Here is a 15,694-nt window from a genome sequence, read left to right on the forward strand (position 1 = left end):
CCGGGCTAAGGATCATACTCACAGAATATCACGTGGCGACTTGTTAAGGGACCAGACCGCTTCGGCATAGCGCGTCCCACAGGTGATTCCTCGGTACGCGGCCAGGGCCTCTTTGACGTGCTGCGCGGAGTCTCGCGAGCCGGGTTTGTAAGGTTCGTTCCGCACGAGCGCCATGAACTGGCCCAGCCAATCGATCGCCTGCTCCCACTCGTGCGTGACATCCACGAACGTATCAGGCTCGAACCCGATTGTGTGACGCGGGCCGTTGTCGTAGGAGTAGATCCGCCTCGGATTCTTCACCGGGCGATTGTCCAGCAAAGGGCTGGCGTAACGAAGCGCGATCTCGCTCAATTGAGAGGCGACCACATGGTCGTCGTGATGATCTTGGCCCCAGAGCATGAAGGCGACGTCAGGCTGCACGTCAGCGACCACCTCGGCCACCGCTCGCTTGGTTTCCAGAGTGACATCGAAGCAGTGCGACTTGAAGTCGAGGTAACGCAACTCCACGCCATGTTCCTTGCAGATGGCGGTCGTTCCCTCAACCAGCTCCTTCCCACGCCCCTTGACCGGGGCCCAGTTCGTGTAGTCGCCGATCATCGCGAGGATCACAACCCGGTAATGCTTCTTGATCGCCTGAAGCATGATGCCGGGAATCCCGAAGACGCAATCATCGTAGTGGGCGCCCATCGCCAGCAAGGTCGGCATGAATCACTTCGCCTCTTCTGATTGTCCTGTCCGTCGAAGCCAGAGCGACACGAGCTTCCGACCTTATTCGCTTTCTCCCATGGGGGAAAGAACCAACTTCAGGGCCGGGGAGAATCCGTTCGAGACGGGGAGCCGAGGATGAAGTCGTCCGGGGCTTGAGGGAGCGTACGAACTCGAGGAGGGAACGGCGGTAGCGGTTGAGATCCGTCTCGAGGAAGTTGAGATGGCCGGCCTTCTCGAAAAAGATCAGACGGCCGTGACTCTTCACGCGTTGGTGAAGCGCCTTGGCTTCGTGAGGACGCGCTTTACGATCGGCCTCCCCCGCGAGGATCAGGACGGGAACATCGGAAGGAATTCCCTGGATGGCGTCGACCGGCGAAATCGCATCCAAATCGGGCAGAACGAGGAGAGCGGCGATCGAAAGCCCCTGGTAGGCGACCCACTCCAGGAGCGGCGGAAGCGCATTCTGGGTGCGGTTCCGAACGGCTCGCCTGAGATGTTCATAAGGACTTTCCAGGATATAACCGCGGACCCGATGGGCGAGCTCTCCCGACGCGAACACGGCCGCCGCCGCGCCCATCGAGGTTCCCAGCACGATCACCGGCCGTCCTGGCCTGCGTCGTTCGAGAAAATCGACTCCGGCGACCACGTCGTGGCGGGCGCTGAGGCCAATGTCGTTGAACTCCCCTGTGGAATCGCCATGGGCCCGGAGCGAGATCAAGAGCACCGAGCAGCCCTCGGCCGCGAGGACCTCGGCCCGAGTCAGACAGTTCCTGCGCCGACCTCCGTTGCCGTGAAGCAGAAGAACCGAAGGGGCTTCCCCCGTCCCCTCCGCGTACCAGGCCCCGAGCTTCTGGCCGTCCCGAGTCGAGAGCCGGGGCGACTCGAACTTACCCCACGCCACGTTCGGGGCCGGTTCGGCGAACGGAGCGCGGCGACGCCGGGTCAGTTGATGGGCCACCACCAGGGAAACCACCAGCCAGATCACGACCGCGACGGCGAGGATCCGCGCTCCCCGCCTGACCGGTTTCGCAGTGATGAGCCGCAAGACGTATCGCGTCGACCGGAATTCCATCACGATCGCAACCTCCCTGTTTGATCTTCGCCCGTCACTTCGTCGGCCGAGACCGGTCGACCAGGGGCGAAGTTTCCCGCCAAGTTCATTCGATTCGCTCACGGCAGTATGATAGGACGACGAGAGGAACCAAGGAGAACCGCATGTTGGAGGCCGTAACCCCTCGGCGATATCGTCTCACGTTGCGATCGCTGATGATCGTGGTCGCGGTCTGCGCGCTCCTTCTTTTTCCGCTCTCCCGATCGATTCGCGAGTTGGAGCGGATCCGCCAAGCGCGTTTGAGGGCGGTTCAGGAAGCGAAGATCGCCCGGGATCTCGGTCGAAAAAGCAAGGCGGAGGCGCTCAGCCTGCTGGGCCTTGCCCACGCCCAAGGGACGGTCGACTCTTCCCCCGGAGAGACCGGAACCGGGGCCGAGCGTGACGTCGTCACGCAGCAGACCGAAATCTCGCCGACCGACGACCGATGGCGGGGGAAAGTGTGGGCCGCACTCTCGGTAAACCCGCCGATCGTCCGCCAGGGCGAAACGGCAGGGCTCAACCTCGAGTTCACCCTGGTCAATGATAGCCAACAACGCCTCGCCCCTCGGATCTTCGACTCCCGGATCGTGGTCAACGGAACGGAAGTCGCGGAGTCCCCCCTTCTGAGGGGCCGCCTCCCTCGCATCGACGCGCTGGCTCCCGGGGAGGAACTTCACTTCACCGTGCCCTTTGGTCGTCGCTTCGAGGAACCAGGGGTCTACCGGGTCGTCTGGAAGGGGCCCGGATTCCGTTCGCCGGAGATGGTCATCCGGGTCCTTCCCAAGCGCCCGAATGGGCTCTGACCGAGAGCGGAGACTCTCATCAACGCGTTTTTTCCCCCTTGAGGATCCCCTGCGAGTGGAGCCACTCTTCGCACCGTTGCGGCCAGGTGGAACTGGGGTGTTCGCTCGGCCGCATGCCGAAGCCATGGCCTCCCGTGGCGTAGAGATGCATTTCGGCCGGGACACCGGCCCGTTTCAGCGCAAGATAGAGCTGCACACTGTTCTCCGGGCTGACATTATCGTTGCTGGCATGCACCAAGAACATCGGCGGCGTTTGTGATGTCACGCGAATTTCGGGCGTCAGGTCGCTCGTCCCCTTCTTGATGACGCCCCCCGAATAAATCAAGGCCGCGAAATCAGGGCGGCAATCGACGCGATCAACCGCATCGATCGGTTCATAACCGCGATGATCGGCGTTGGTGGCGGTCCAGGCGCCGAGGTGCCCGCCGGCGGAGAAGCCGAGAATGCCAATCCGCTTCGCATCGATTCCCCAGTCCGCCGCGTGGCTCCGAACCAAACTCAAGGCACGCTGGGCGTCCATGAGCGCCTGCGGAGGCGGCTGAGTCTCCGGAGTGCCCTCCCTGCGTGGCACGCGATACTTGAGCAGGGCCGCCGTGACGCCGATCTCGTTGAGCCAACGAGCCACCTGCTCCCCTTCGTGGTCCCAGGCAAGGTTCCGATACCCTCCCCCCGGGCAGACCAGGATCGCGACCCCCGTGTTCTTCGACGCCTCCGGCCGATAAAGCGTGATCGTCGGCTTGGTCACGTTGGTCAGGCTCGTGACGGTCGTTCCATCGGCCTTCTTCTTGGCCTGCTCCTCACCGATCGAACCCACCTCTCCGGGCGCAGTTGCCGGCCAAACGTCAAGCGTTCGCGGCGCCTCGGATTCGAGGGCCATCGCTATTGATGAGCCGAGCGTGAGAATCAATCCCAGCATCATGGCCTGAATCTTCATAGAGTGCTCCCCTCTTGGCTTGTTCGCGATTTCCAAGTGTTCTCGCCCGCCGATCGACCTCGAACGATACCCGACCCCGGGCCATCCGCCAAGCGGTGAAGCTCATCGCCTCGGAACCCACTGAAACGCCCCATTTGAGACCGCGGGCGCCCCGCCCGCTTCCAATTCTCATTCCGCCATTTCACATCCATTCATCAAAGACACCATTTTTTGCATGTTCAACAATAATTACATACGAGACTCCCGCTGTCCCAGAGGGCCGACCCAAATTGTTCTCTCGCGTGCGCGTAACTCGAGCCATTCACCGGGCTTCGGCATTGCAGGGCGAACATCAACCCCGGATCGTTTGAGGGTTCCGAACGTCGCGGGGCCGGCCCGAGACATTCTTCACTCGAGCCGCGATTGTTTTCCGCTCGCGGATGGCATCCGGGCCGCCGCCCGATTATCCTCACACATCCGTCGGACTTATAGACCTCTTTGAGATCCAGAACTCGACCTCGGAGATGCGTGATGAACGGCCTGATGATGGACTGTCCTCTGGTCATCTCGAGCATACTAAGGCGAGCCGCACGCTATTTCCCCGAGAAGGCCATCGTCAGCCGGTACGAGGATGAATCGATTTTCCGCTCGAACTACGGACAGTTCTACACACGGGTCGTCCGACTGATGAATGTCCTCCGTGACCTGGGAATCAAGCCGGGAGACCGGGTCGCAACATTCGCCTGGAATCATCGCAGACATCTGGAACTCTATTTTGCCGTCCCTTGCCTCGGGGCGGTCCTTCATACGGTCAACCTCCGCCTCCATCGCGAGCAACTTCGATATATTTTCAACCACGCGCAAGACCGGGTCATCTTCGCGGATCGCGCGCTCGCGGGCCTCCTCGCGGGGTTGAAACCCAATCTCCCCACGGTCGAACGCTATATCCTCATGGACGAGCGCGGGCCGGAACCGGCCGAATTGCCGACCCCCTGGGTGGACTACGAGCAACTGATGGAGGCCGCCAGCGACCGCGAAGAGTTCCCCCGGCTCGACGAGAACACCGCCGCAGGCCTCTGCTACACCTCGGGAACCACCGGCGAACCGAAGGGCGTGCTCTACAGCCATCGCTCCACCTACCTGCACGCGATGAGCGGGTGTATGGTCGACACGTCGGCCGTCGGCGAACGCGAAATCGTGCTTCCGGTCGTCCCGATGTTTCATGTCAACGCCTGGGGACTTCCCTACTCCAGCGCTTTGGCCGGGGCCACCCAGGTCTTTCCCGGCCCGCTCGTTCTCGACCGCCCGCTCGCCGAACTCCTCGAGGCCGAACGCGTCACCATCGCCGTCGGCATTCCCCTCATCTGGAACCGGCTCTACCAGTATCTTAAGGAAAACAAGCACGACCTCTCTCGCTTACACACCCTGTTCGTCGGCGGAGCCGCCGCTCCTCGGACTCTGATTGAGGGGTTTGCACGAGACTTCGGGATCAACGTCATTCAAGGCTGGGGAATGACCGAGACGTCTCCCGTCGGCACGGTCTCCCGGCTCAAGTCCGCCATGGTCGGTTGGACCGAAACGGAGCGACTCCAAGTCCAGGTCAAGCAAGGGATTCCCGTGATCACGGTCGAGGCCCGAATCCTCGACGAGGCGGGCCAGGATCTCCCCTGGGACGGCCAGCACGTGGGCGAGTTGGTCGTGCAAGGTCCCTGGATCGCCAGTGCCTACTACGCGAATTCGGGAGCCGACGCCGCTTTCACCCAGGACGGTTGGTTCCGAACCGGGGACATGGCGACCATGGATGAACGGGGCTACATGCAGATTGCCGACCGCAAGAAAGACCTGATCAAACGGAAAGGGGAATGGATCTCCAGCGTCGACATGGAGAACGAGGCCCTGGCACATCCCGGGATCCTCGAAACCGCGGTGGTCGGGCGGCCCGACGAAGAGTGCGACGAGTTGCCGGTCCTCTTCTTCGTCACGTGCAAAGAACTCGCAGCGCCGGTTGAGATCCAAGACATCATCGCCCTACTGGGTCACAAGTTCGCCCGATGGCAACTCCCCCGCCCCGAGGATGTCCATCTCGTGGCATCGCTTCCCAAGACCAGTGTGGGCAAGATCGACAAGAAAGCGCTCCGGCTCTGGCTCCCATGCCCGCCGCTCGAGGCCCAACCCTCCTGACCTGAACCACTTCTACGTCCCAACCCGCCCATCAACAGAGCAAAAGTTTGCTCACTCACGCCCCCGCCACGCTCTGCCCACTCAATCGAGTGGGCCAGACGAGGACAGGCCATCACTCTTTCCAAAGAATCTGCTCTATCGGCATGACTTATGCTTTAGACCGCCCCCGGACGAATTTCGAACCACAAAAGGGAGTTTCTCAAAGATCATGGCAAAGCCCGTCGAGCGAGAGGGAGCGTCCCGCAATGGGCCGAACGAGGGAAATCGAGTCTTCGATGATGCGATCCGAGACCTTGTTCAAGTGTCCCGGCTCCTCGGGGACGAGACGCGGCTCCGGATCCTCTTCTACCTGACCCAGAATCAGGAGCTTCACGTCACCGACCTCTGTGATCGGCTCGGCCAGAGCCAGCCCGCCGTGAGCCACCACCTGGCGCTTCTGCGTGTCTCTGGTCTGATCGAGTCGCGACGGGAGGCGAAGCATAACTACTACAGCGTCCGAACCGAGGCGTTCGGCGACTTGCTGATGACCCTCTTCGCCGCCACTGGCGAAATTCCCAAGAAGGTCAAGTTCCACGACTTCACTCTCACCTACCAAGGTCGATGAGCGCAAAGGCTCCAGAATGGACTTTTGCTGCTCACTTGTTTTTCAACGCTCGCCAGTTGGTACGCCCGGAACGGGGTCACCGGGCTCCTGCCGCCAGCCGGGTTCGCCTGGGCCGCTCGAAACCCCTCACCCACGGACGAACGCTTCGGAAAATTGAAGTGTTCAACCACGAATCACACAAAGGACACAAAAGGGAACAGCAACTGAAACGACCAATCCAATAATGACCGATCTTGCGTTCTATCTGGTCCTGTTTTGTGTGATTCGTGTTTTGTTTCGTGTGGTTCGTGGTCAAGTTCCCTCGGCGGAAAGTCGCCCCCGGACGGCCGGGCCCACAAAAAAAAAGATGGCCGGGAACCACGCGAGTGGCCCGGCCTGAGCAACTGAAACAACCTTAATTAACACGCCTGAGGCACGAGCGGTCGACTCGATTACTGCCCCTGGTCGGTCTTCTTGATCGCCAAAAGTAACTGCTTCGCCCATCGGCGACTCTCGGGAGTGACCTCCCCCTTGGCAAACAAATACTTAAGTAGCCGCACGGCTTCCTCCAAACACAATTTGAGTTCGATACTCTCTCGCCGCTCCTGACACCAGGCGCGAAAGAGTTCTTCATACTCGTCAGGGTCGACGGCCGTCGGGACTGCGGCCGGGGCGGACGCCCCATCATTAGGATAGGATTCCCAGGAAAGTTCGAAGCGATTATCCATCGCTCTGGCTCCTTCGCCAACAGGCGGACATCGGCTGATCGAAATTAGAAATTACATACACAATTAGATCGAAGTGATGATGACTCATACCGCCTCAGCAAGAAAATGGGGATGAACGCATCATCGCGATCCCCAATGCAAGACGGCAATCATCGCATGCATCAAGCCGGGAGATCGTCACTCGACAACGACGTTATCCGGCGTGCCGACTCTCCCCCAACGTGAACAGGCATGATTGCGTCCAACCAGGGTTCGCACCAGACCAGTCCACTTTCTATTGCGCTTGCATTCTCCGGATGCCTCGCGAAACTGTCAACAAAAAAATCGAATCTGTGCAATCTTCCTGAATACCAATTCAAGCCAAATAAAGCAACCTCTTAACCTTTAAACTTTTAGGGCTCGAGCGTCGTCTCCAGAGCAAAAGAGCGATGCCCGGATCGTTCGGTTCGCGCGGCACGAACCGGTCGTTGGGAGTCGCGAAGGAAGGCGAAACGATCACAAGCTCAGCCCACTTGCGGATCGTGGGGGGTTTGTTAGGCTGAAGAAAGCTCTTGCTTCCCGTGGGTGGGCGTGCGTACCCAACCGGACAGGCGACGCCTTTGGCCGGCCCCGTTGCCGGAAGCCGGTTGCCAACGCCACGACTCGCTCTCACGGGTCGATCCCTGGCGCCTCCCCCCCTTGACCGCGACCCCTCATTGGGAATCGCACGAATCCCTGATTCCCCCGCCGAAGGAACCTCTCCATGACCGAACCGAAGGGTGGGACGTCTCGTCGCGAATTCCTCAAGGACACGGGCCGAATCGCGGCCGCGACCTCGGCCCTGGCCGGGGTTGCCATCCCCAGCGTTCACGCTGGCGAGAACAACACCATTAAGGTCGCCCTGATCGGCTGCGGCGGACGAGGCACCGGCGCGGCGGCGAACGCCCTGTCGGTCAAGCATGGGCCGATCAAGCTCGTGGCCATGGCCGACGTCTTTCCGGACAAGCTCAACAGCTCCCACGACCAACTCAAAAAAGAGTTCGGGGACTCAAGCAAAACCAACTCGATGGACGTCCCCGAGGACCGCAAGTTCATCGGTTTCGACGCCTACAAAAAGGCCATGGAATGCCTCGAGCCGGGCGACGTGGCGATCATGGCCACACCCCCCGCCTTCCGCTGGGTCCAGTTCGGCGAGGCGATCGCCCGGAAACTCAACGTCTTCATGGAGAAGCCGATCACCGTCGATGGGCCGAGCACCCGAAGAATGCTCAAGCTGGGTGAAGACTCGGTCAAGAAGAACCTCAAGGTCGGCGTCGGCCTGATGTGCCGCCATTGCTCGGCTCGGACCGAGCTGTACAACCGGATCAAGGACGGCGAGCTCGGCAACTTGCTGACGCTCCGGGCCTACCGGCAGACCGGGCCGGTCGGCACGGCGTTCACCGGCCCCAAGCCCGACGGCATCAGTGAGTTGATGTACCAGATCCAGCGGTTCCACGGCTTCCTCTGGGCCAGCGGCGGCTGCTATAGCGACTTCCTGATCCACAACATCGACGAATGCTGCTGGATGAAGGATGCTTGGCCGGTCAGCGCGAAAGGGAGCGGAGCACGCACCTACCGCGAAGACAACATCGATCAGAACTTCGACACCTACTCCGTTGAATACACCTTCGACGACGGCACCAAGTTCTTCCTCGAAGGTCGGAACATCACCGGCTGCCACCAAGAGTTCGCCAGCTACGCGCACGGCACCAAGGGCTCGGCGGTGATCTCAACCTCGGGTCACTCGCCCGCCAAGTGCCGGATCTACAAGGGGCAGAAGATCACCCGGAAAGACCTCGTCTGGTCCGCCCCCCAGCCGGAGGCCAACCCGTACCAGCTCGAATGGGATCACCTGATCGACGCGATCCGAAATGACGAGCCGTACAACGAGGTCAAGCGAGGCGCAGAGGCCAGTCTCGTCACCTCGATGGGCCGCATGGCCTGCCACACCGGCCAGGTTGTCACCTTTGACGAGATGCTCAACTGCGAACATGAGTTCGCCCCTTACGTTGACCAGCTCACGATGGACTCGCCCGCCCCGCTCCAGAAGGGGGCCAACGGCCTCTACGCCGTACCCCAGCCGGGGATCGTCAGAAACCGGGAGTTTTGACCCTCGAAACCGAGGCGTCTCGCATTCCTGAACACCCCACTCGCGATCATCGAACCCCTCGGCCGAGGGGATCGATGGTCGCGGAATTATGTTTACAGCGGTTTACCATCGGGTCGCTCGCGGATCATGGCGACCGAAACCATTTTTTAGCTGGGGTCTGTGACCCCGGCTACAACGATGGAAGCGACGCGAGATTAAACCGGAGGTGGCGCATGAGCTTTCTCGGGATGACTCACGCGGAGACGCGGAGAAAGGAGAATTGATGAAACTTGACGAGACTATACTGGTGATTTTAGATACATTGATCAAAAGTCAACAACCTCCCTCCCCCTCTCCGCGTGAACCAGGGTTAAGCCGGAGGTGGCGCATGAGCTTTCTCGGGATGACTCACGCGGAGAACACGGAGGAAGGAGAATTGATGAAACTTGACGAGACTGTATTAGCAATTGTAGACACATTGATCAAAAGTCAACAACCTCCCCCCTCTCTCCGCGTCTCCGCGTGAACCAGGGTTAAGCCCCCTGTAGTTCAAGAGGCGTCGACCGTGATCGTCCCGAGCCTTGCGCTTGGGATCACCAACACCCGGGGCCATTTCGGGTCGGCAACGGCAACTCCCTTGGCGCGCACGTGATACCTCCCGTTCGGGAGCGGGCGGCTCGTCAGTGACCAATTTCCATTCTCGTCAGCGACCGTGTCACCAAGGACGATCGGCTGCGACGCCGAGCGAGCCGTGGCCCGTACGCTCAACCTGGTTCCAGGCGCGGCCGTCCCTTGGAAAACCGGTTCCCTCGCCTGTACGGTGCTCGAGTCCGTCGCGAGCCCGCCATTCAACAAACTGGGATCCGTAAACGGGGAATTGTCGCCCAGGGTTGGCACGACGTGCGCCTGGTACCAATCCACCACGTTCACATACCCCGTGTGACTGATCCCCACTCCGGTCAAGTTGTAGTAGCGGACCGGCGTGTCACCCTGAACCGGGACAGGGACCTGGCCCCAGAGGTTGTAGATCCCATTATTCGACCCCTTTGCCGCGGAGATCGGTGTGCGCTGATAGTATACGTCGGCCGCGTCAACGTTGCCCCAGATGACCGGCAAGGGATCTTTGGCCTTCTTCTGGTAACCGTCGATGATCCAGCGGGCCAGGTCACCGAGCAATCCCTTTGAAACACTGTACTGCCGACCGCCGGGGGCGTTGTTATTCGCCGCGTGGGGGTCAAGCAGAGTGGCTTTCAAGAATCCTTCGGCAAGTCGCTCCGGCTCGTTCTTCTCCAGGTAACGCATCCCGACGCTGTTGACCACGGTCCCTTCGCTGTGGCCGATGAAGTGAACGTCGACGGGCTCTCCCTCGGGAGCGTGGCTCGCCGCGAGTTCGACGAGCCGGGCCACGCGCGCACCTTGCTTCGCCGCGGCGCCCGGCGTCCGACTCTCGGCAACCCAGTTATAGGGAATGACCGCGTCGTACCCCTGGGCCTGGAGCGATTTTGCCATCTGGAGTGCCCAGGGAGCGCCCCGCTCTTTCCACGACTTCGACTGGAACCCACCGTGCGTCAGCACGCCGATCACGTACTTCCTCAGCGCCACCGTGTTCTGACCCGCGGCGTCCCCGCTCACGGTAAGGGACGGGTCGGCGACCGCGAGCACATACGGGTGCTCCGGGGTCGGTGGAAGGCCGTCAGGCAACGTAAGCGTGAGCCGGTGGTGTCCTTGCGCCAAAGACGAGGCCCCAAGATCGTCGAGAGCCGATCCGCCCTCCTCTCCCACCGTCAGTGTCTCAACCGCCAGGTCGGCCGAATCAAACCGGTCGTCGGCCGAACGATAGATGCCAAGCTCGAAGGGCTGGCTGAGATCGCTGTTCAAGACGTCATATTCGATCGTCACCCCCCGAGAGTCGAGGGTTGAAATCGAGTCTAAGACAACTGCGGGACCCAACACCGCCTGAAGTTCCCGACGCTCCAACGCCTCAATGCTTGGTCGAATCAAGCCCACTCGTTCTGAGCGTGCTTTGAAGACCCGACGCATCCCACCATCAGTCTTCATGGAAATGACCCTTGGATGTGAGAGCCTGGTGCCGGCATCGTGTTGAGCAGACCAATGACAGCACGCCCCAGAGCGCTCATCGACACGGGAGCCACCGATCTTGAAAGCAGTCTTCTCGATATCATCAACACTGCCCTCCTTGGCGACAAATCCGGCCAAGTCAACGAGCCAAACCCCATAAAAACCCTTAATCTCGAAACGATCGTCACGTCGTCAAACATGAGCGAGACGCATGAAAATCCGTCGGAAAGCCGCCGTTCTCTCGTAACTCAGAACTGGGTCCAGACGACCTTACCAGCGCGAATCCCAAGGGCCGAGCCACCGGCAGGCCGGCCGGCCCAGTCGCCTCAATTCGCTCCAAACAACACAACCGCCGAGAATCGCCCGAGAGGCACGACCGTCGAAACCAGCCCAGGACGTCACCAACTCCACGACCATTTCGGCCTCCCCACCTCGAGCTTGTTCGAGGTGGGGGACCCGATCCGAGAATTCCTTGAAGAGTCGGGAGTTCCGTCGGAGAGAATCCTGTCGCGAGCGCTGGCCATCGGGTAATCTCGTTCACGACAGTGAGGGGTTCCCAATGCCCCCTCGTGTGTTCAAGGGACTTTGAAAACGCGTGATCGCCGATCGCGCCCCTTGATGATCGTGAGCGAGCGGTCTGATTCGGAGAAATCGTATGCGACTGTTTCTGGGTATGGTGGCAACAAGCCTGCTGAGCCTGTCGAGCGTGGGTAGCGTGGCACGCGCTGAGACCAAGGTGGAGATCAAAGGTGTCCACCTCTGCTGTGGCGCTTGTGAGAAGGGTGTGGTCACGGCCTTGAAGGGTCTTGACGGCGTCAGCCAGGTCAGCGATCGCAAGAACAAGACGGTGACCCTGACTGCTTCCAATGACGAAGCGGCCCAGAAGGGTCTCGACGCCCTGGCGGCGGCCGGCTACCACGGCGACATCGACAGCAGCACGCTTTCGATCAAGAAAGAAACGAATGTGCCGGTCGGGAAGGTCAAGAGCCTCTCGTTGACCAACCTGCACAACTGCTGCGGGGCGTGCGGCAAAGCCATCAAGAGCGCGGTCAAGACCGTCGCCGGCGTGACCGGCGACACCGTGAAGGCGAAGGAGGCCGACTTCGACGTGACCGGCGACTTCGACGCCGCCGAACTGGTCAAGGCCCTGAACGCCGCCGGGTTCCACGTGCAGATCCAGCGCTGATCGCTTCCAGCGAGCCGACCAGGCACGATCCGCATCCGCCCACAAAAGGCGTTGGCCCCCACCGCCTTGCCGGACGCGAGGCTGGACCTCGACTCTCCACTCAGTTGGGTGACCCGGGCCCGATCGGCTCCGGGTCACCCTCAAGAAACTAAACGAGAATCATTGAAACAGACCGGGATGATTTCCCGATGGGTCACACCAGGATTCCCTCATGATTCGGCTTTGTTATTCCACAATTGTCTTCTTCTTCGGATTGACGACTCTTGCCTCCGTCAGCCACGGTCAAACGCGACCGATCCCGGGCGACTTCGTGGTCAATGACCCTCCGCTCACCTGGTACAAGGGAAACCTTCACACTCACACGCTTTGGAGCGATGGCAACGACTATCCCGAGATGATCGCCGACTGGTATGTCCGGCACGGCTACAACTTTCTCGCTCTCTCCGACCACAACGTCCTCAGCCAGGGTCCGCGATGGGTGAGCGTGGCCAAGACCAACAAGAAGGCCAAGAGCGATGGATTCACACGTTATCGCGAGCGGTTCGGAGATCAGTGGGTCGAGACTCGCACGGTCAAGGGCGACCAGCAAGTCCGCCTCAAGCCCCTCAGTGAATTCCGGGCGCTCCTCGAACAGCCTGGTCGATTCCTGATGATTCAAGGGGAAGAGCTGACCGACCATTTCGAGCAGAAGCCGATCCACATGAACGCCAGCAACGTACTAGAACTGATCAAGCCCCAAGGGGGCAAGAGCGTCGTGGAGGTCATGAAGAACAACCTCGAAGCGATCCAGGAACAGGGGACACGGTTGGGGCGACCGATCCTGGGGCACGTCAACCACCCGAATTTCCAGTACGGAATCACCGGCGAAGAGTTGGCGATGGTGACCAAGGAGCGGTTTTTCGAGGTCTACAACGGCCACCCGGGGGTCAATCAACTGGGGGACCAGACCCACGTTGGGATCGATCGCATGTGGGACATCATCAACACCTTGCGGATCGGCGAGATGAAAGAGGCGCCGGTTTCCGGACTGGGCACCGACGATTCCCATAACTACTTTGGCCAGGCCGAGGCCTCACCGGGCCGCGGCTGGATCATGGTGCGTGCGCGTCACCTGACGCCGGAGTCGATCATCCTCGCCATCGAGTCGCGTGACTTCTACGCCTCCAGCGGCGTCACCTTGCGGGACGTTCGCTATTCGCCCGAGAGCCGAAGCTTGGAGTTGGAAATCGAGCCCGATGGCGATGCCCAGTACACCACGCAGTTCGTCGGCACCCTCGAAGGATACGACTCCGCCCGCAAGCCGGTGACCGACAAGGCAGGGAAAGCCCTCCAGGTGACCCAGCGGTATTCGGATGACGTGGGCCGCGTCCTGGCGACCGTCAAGGGAACCAAGGCCCGCTACGAGCTGACCGGCAAGGAACTCTACGTGCGCGCCGTCGTCACCTCGACGAAACCACCCGAGAATCCTGCCTTCGCCAAGCAGCTCCAGCAAGCCTGGACCCAGCCCGTCGGCTGGGAGAAGCGGATCGCCCCAAGCGACTCCACCGCCGAAAACGCGGGAACCGAGCCAAAATAGGCAATGATCCGCGACCGCGTGAAGGAACCGCGAATGACCTCGGTTCCTTAGCTCGGTCGCGGATCGTTGAAAAAAAAAGCAGAGTGTAAGGACGGGCCGATTTTCGGAAAAGACTCGGGACGGTATTCGCCATCCCCTCCGATCGCAAGCGAGGATGGCCTCCCAACTCCTTATCTCACCTCTCTTCACCCCACGCGATCACGGGCCTGATTTTCCCTTGTTCCGGGCCTTCGACTCGGCCTCTTCCTGGGCGACGAGCGCATCGTGCTCCTTCTGCTGCTCGGGAGTCAGTGCCTGGCCCGCCCCTGGTGGGATTCCTTCCTGGATCCCGCCTCCACAGCCCGTCAGCCCCATCAGAATCGCCAAGGCGGCGAGCCGACAACCAATACTGTGCATAATTCAAGACCTTTGGTTAAGAACACATTTCGAACCCGCGGCGCGGTAACAATTCGGCCGAGACCGCCGGGCCGTCGCGAGGCGATCTCGGGCTCGATGATCTGGAAATCGGTGACAGGAGACCCGGCTCGGCAGCCACCCGACAGAGGAGCTCAGTAGGCGTCGGAACTCACGATCTCGCCCCCGTTGCGCGTCCCCAGCGCCCACCAGGTCGGGAGATTGACCGAGTCCTTGACGAACTTTACCGAGCCGTCTGCAAAGCCGACATTGACCCCGCCCGAGTGGTTACTCGTTGCCGTGGCGATGCTCCATCGGCCGTTCTGGGTTCCCCCTTCGTTTGCATTGATGCACGACAATGAGTTCGGAGCACCAAAGTGATTATAATAATTTGACTGGAATTGAGGATACCCATAAGTCCAAATGTGGCCGATATGCTGCGTGTTGCCCGCCTTCGTTGTGCCGGGGAGAGCCTTGCAGCCCTGGACGAACGCCATCGCCTTGGCCGGGTCATTCGTATTGAACGTGCCGCCATCGGGTCCCGGGAAAATGCCCCGCTTGGCGTTGACCGAATTGACGAAAACGGTGGCCGTCTGGGCCGAGGGCAATCCGATCAGACGCTCGCTGAACAATCCGGTGTTTGACAGCCCATCAGAAACTCCCGAGAAGCCGAATGGACCGACCGCATTACCCGACCAGGCCCGAGGCGCAACGATGGTCCCGCTCCAAGCCTGGATAATCCCCGGACCACCGAGATTGCAATGGTAACTCTTCGTCCCATAAGGTTCGATCGGCCGGGTCGAGGTGCCGTCGGACGGACAGAGGAGGACCCCGATCTGCGTGTAACCCACGGTGGTATTGGCACGAAAGTTCGCCGCGGCAACCCCTGTGTCCCAAACATAGTTACTAAAATTGAAGGCGTTGAAAATGGCCTGTTGTTCCATCTGGGGCAAGAGGGCCACCGTCCAACTGTAGCTTGCCCCGCCCGTAGAAAACCCGCTATTCATCCCCGACGGATAATTTCCCGACGGAAACATGCTCTGCAAGACCATGATCTGATTGGCGGACTCGTAGTTGTGCACCGCCAGGCCGAGTTGCTTCATGTTGTTGACGCACTGCGATCGCCGGGCGGCTTCGCGCGCGGCCTGTACCGCCGGCAGCAACAGTGCGATCAAGACGGCGATGATCGCAATGACGACAAGGAGTTCGATCAACGTAAATCCGCGACAATTCTTCGACGGGGGGTACATCTCTAATTCCTTTCACGAAAAAGAGTGCAGACAATACCTGATGACCGCGAGGACCTACCACCGATGGGCAGGAAGCGGTACGGAGTGGAGAACCGAA

At 60.6% G+C, this 15,694-nt stretch carries 13 protein-coding genes; 6 read left to right on the top strand and 7 right to left on the bottom strand.

Translation table 11 applies throughout. The features are described from left to right. Window positions 1–18: 18 nt before the first annotated feature. Both V5E97_RS23030 and V5E97_RS23035 read right to left on the bottom strand, forming a co-directional pair. Window positions 19–705 (bottom strand): PIG-L deacetylase family protein, encoded by a 687-nt coding sequence (locus V5E97_RS23030; RefSeq protein ID WP_406693885.1) that lies wholly within the window; start codon window positions 703–705, stop codon window positions 19–21. Beyond that, window positions 668–1,780 (bottom strand): alpha/beta hydrolase, encoded by a 1,113-nt coding sequence (locus V5E97_RS23035; protein ID WP_406701201.1) that lies wholly within the window; start codon window positions 1,778–1,780, stop codon window positions 668–670. Before V5E97_RS23035 ends, V5E97_RS23030 begins: the two co-directional genes overlap by 38 nt. A 143-nt stretch (window positions 1,781–1,923) precedes the next feature. On the opposite strand from V5E97_RS23035, the gene V5E97_RS23040 reads away from it, so the two are divergent. Beyond that, window positions 1,924–2,601 carry a hypothetical protein gene (locus tag V5E97_RS23040; protein ID WP_406693886.1) on the top strand — a complete coding sequence of 226 codons (678 nt, stop codon included), beginning with the start codon at window positions 1,924–1,926 and terminating at the stop codon, window positions 2,599–2,601. 19 nt (window positions 2,602–2,620) lie between these two features. Here V5E97_RS23040 and V5E97_RS23045 read toward each other — a convergent pair whose 3' ends face one another. Continuing rightward, window positions 2,621–3,535 carry an alpha/beta hydrolase gene (locus V5E97_RS23045; RefSeq protein ID WP_406693887.1) on the bottom strand — a complete coding sequence of 305 codons (915 nt, stop codon included), beginning with the start codon at window positions 3,533–3,535 and terminating at the stop codon, window positions 2,621–2,623. Window positions 3,536–4,045: 510 nt separating this feature from the next. Between V5E97_RS23045 and V5E97_RS23050 the strand changes: the two genes are divergently transcribed. Then, window positions 4,046–5,695, top strand: coding sequence for a long-chain fatty acid--CoA ligase (locus V5E97_RS23050; RefSeq protein WP_406693888.1), 1,650 nt, complete (start codon window positions 4,046–4,048; stop codon window positions 5,693–5,695). 208 nt (window positions 5,696–5,903) lie between these two features. After that, window positions 5,904–6,299, top strand: coding sequence for an ArsR/SmtB family transcription factor (locus tag V5E97_RS23055; protein ID WP_406693889.1), 396 nt, complete (start codon window positions 5,904–5,906; stop codon window positions 6,297–6,299). A 431-nt stretch (window positions 6,300–6,730) separates the two neighbouring features. Here the strand turns inward: V5E97_RS23055 and V5E97_RS23060 are convergent, their stop codons facing one another. Then, window positions 6,731–7,006: a hypothetical protein gene (locus V5E97_RS23060; RefSeq protein ID WP_406693890.1), complete on the bottom strand. Its 276-nt coding sequence runs from the start codon at window positions 7,004–7,006 to the stop codon at window positions 6,731–6,733. Between the two features lie 742 nt (window positions 7,007–7,748). On the opposite strand from V5E97_RS23060, the gene V5E97_RS23065 reads away from it, so the two are divergent. After that, a complete protein-coding gene (locus V5E97_RS23065; protein ID WP_406693892.1) occupies window positions 7,749–9,134 on the top strand; it encodes a Gfo/Idh/MocA family protein in 1,386 nt (461 codons plus the stop codon). Window positions 9,135–9,662: 528 nt separating this feature from the next. On the opposite strand, the gene V5E97_RS23070 is transcribed toward V5E97_RS23065, so the two are convergent. Next, complete coding sequence (locus tag V5E97_RS23070; RefSeq protein WP_406693894.1) at window positions 9,663–11,171, bottom strand: hypothetical protein; 1,509 nt, start codon at window positions 11,169–11,171, stop codon at window positions 9,663–9,665. Between the two features lie 676 nt (window positions 11,172–11,847). Between V5E97_RS23070 and V5E97_RS23075 the strand changes: the two genes are divergently transcribed. Together V5E97_RS23075 and V5E97_RS23080 are read left to right on the top strand one after the other, a co-directional pair. Further along, window positions 11,848–12,378: a heavy-metal-associated domain-containing protein gene (locus tag V5E97_RS23075; protein WP_406693895.1), complete on the top strand. Its 531-nt coding sequence runs from the start codon at window positions 11,848–11,850 to the stop codon at window positions 12,376–12,378. 211 nt (window positions 12,379–12,589) lie between these two features. Next, complete coding sequence (locus V5E97_RS23080) at window positions 12,590–13,954, top strand: PHP domain-containing protein (RefSeq protein WP_406693896.1); 1,365 nt, start codon at window positions 12,590–12,592, stop codon at window positions 13,952–13,954. Window positions 13,955–14,152: 198 nt separating this feature from the next. Here the strand turns inward: V5E97_RS23080 and V5E97_RS23085 are convergent, their stop codons facing one another. Both V5E97_RS23085 and V5E97_RS23090 read right to left on the bottom strand, forming a co-directional pair. Next, entirely contained in the window at window positions 14,153–14,350 is a 198-nt protein-coding gene (locus tag V5E97_RS23085; protein ID WP_406693897.1) for a hypothetical protein, read from the bottom strand. A 152-nt stretch (window positions 14,351–14,502) separates the two neighbouring features. Then, entirely contained in the window at window positions 14,503–15,597 is a 1,095-nt protein-coding gene (locus V5E97_RS23090; RefSeq protein WP_406693898.1) for a DUF1559 family PulG-like putative transporter, read from the bottom strand. Window positions 15,598–15,694 lie beyond the last annotated feature (97 nt).

It is taken from the genome of Singulisphaera photorubra (genome assembly GCF_045290345.1).
Classification (GTDB): Bacteria; Planctomycetota; Planctomycetia; order Isosphaerales; family Isosphaeraceae; genus Singulisphaera.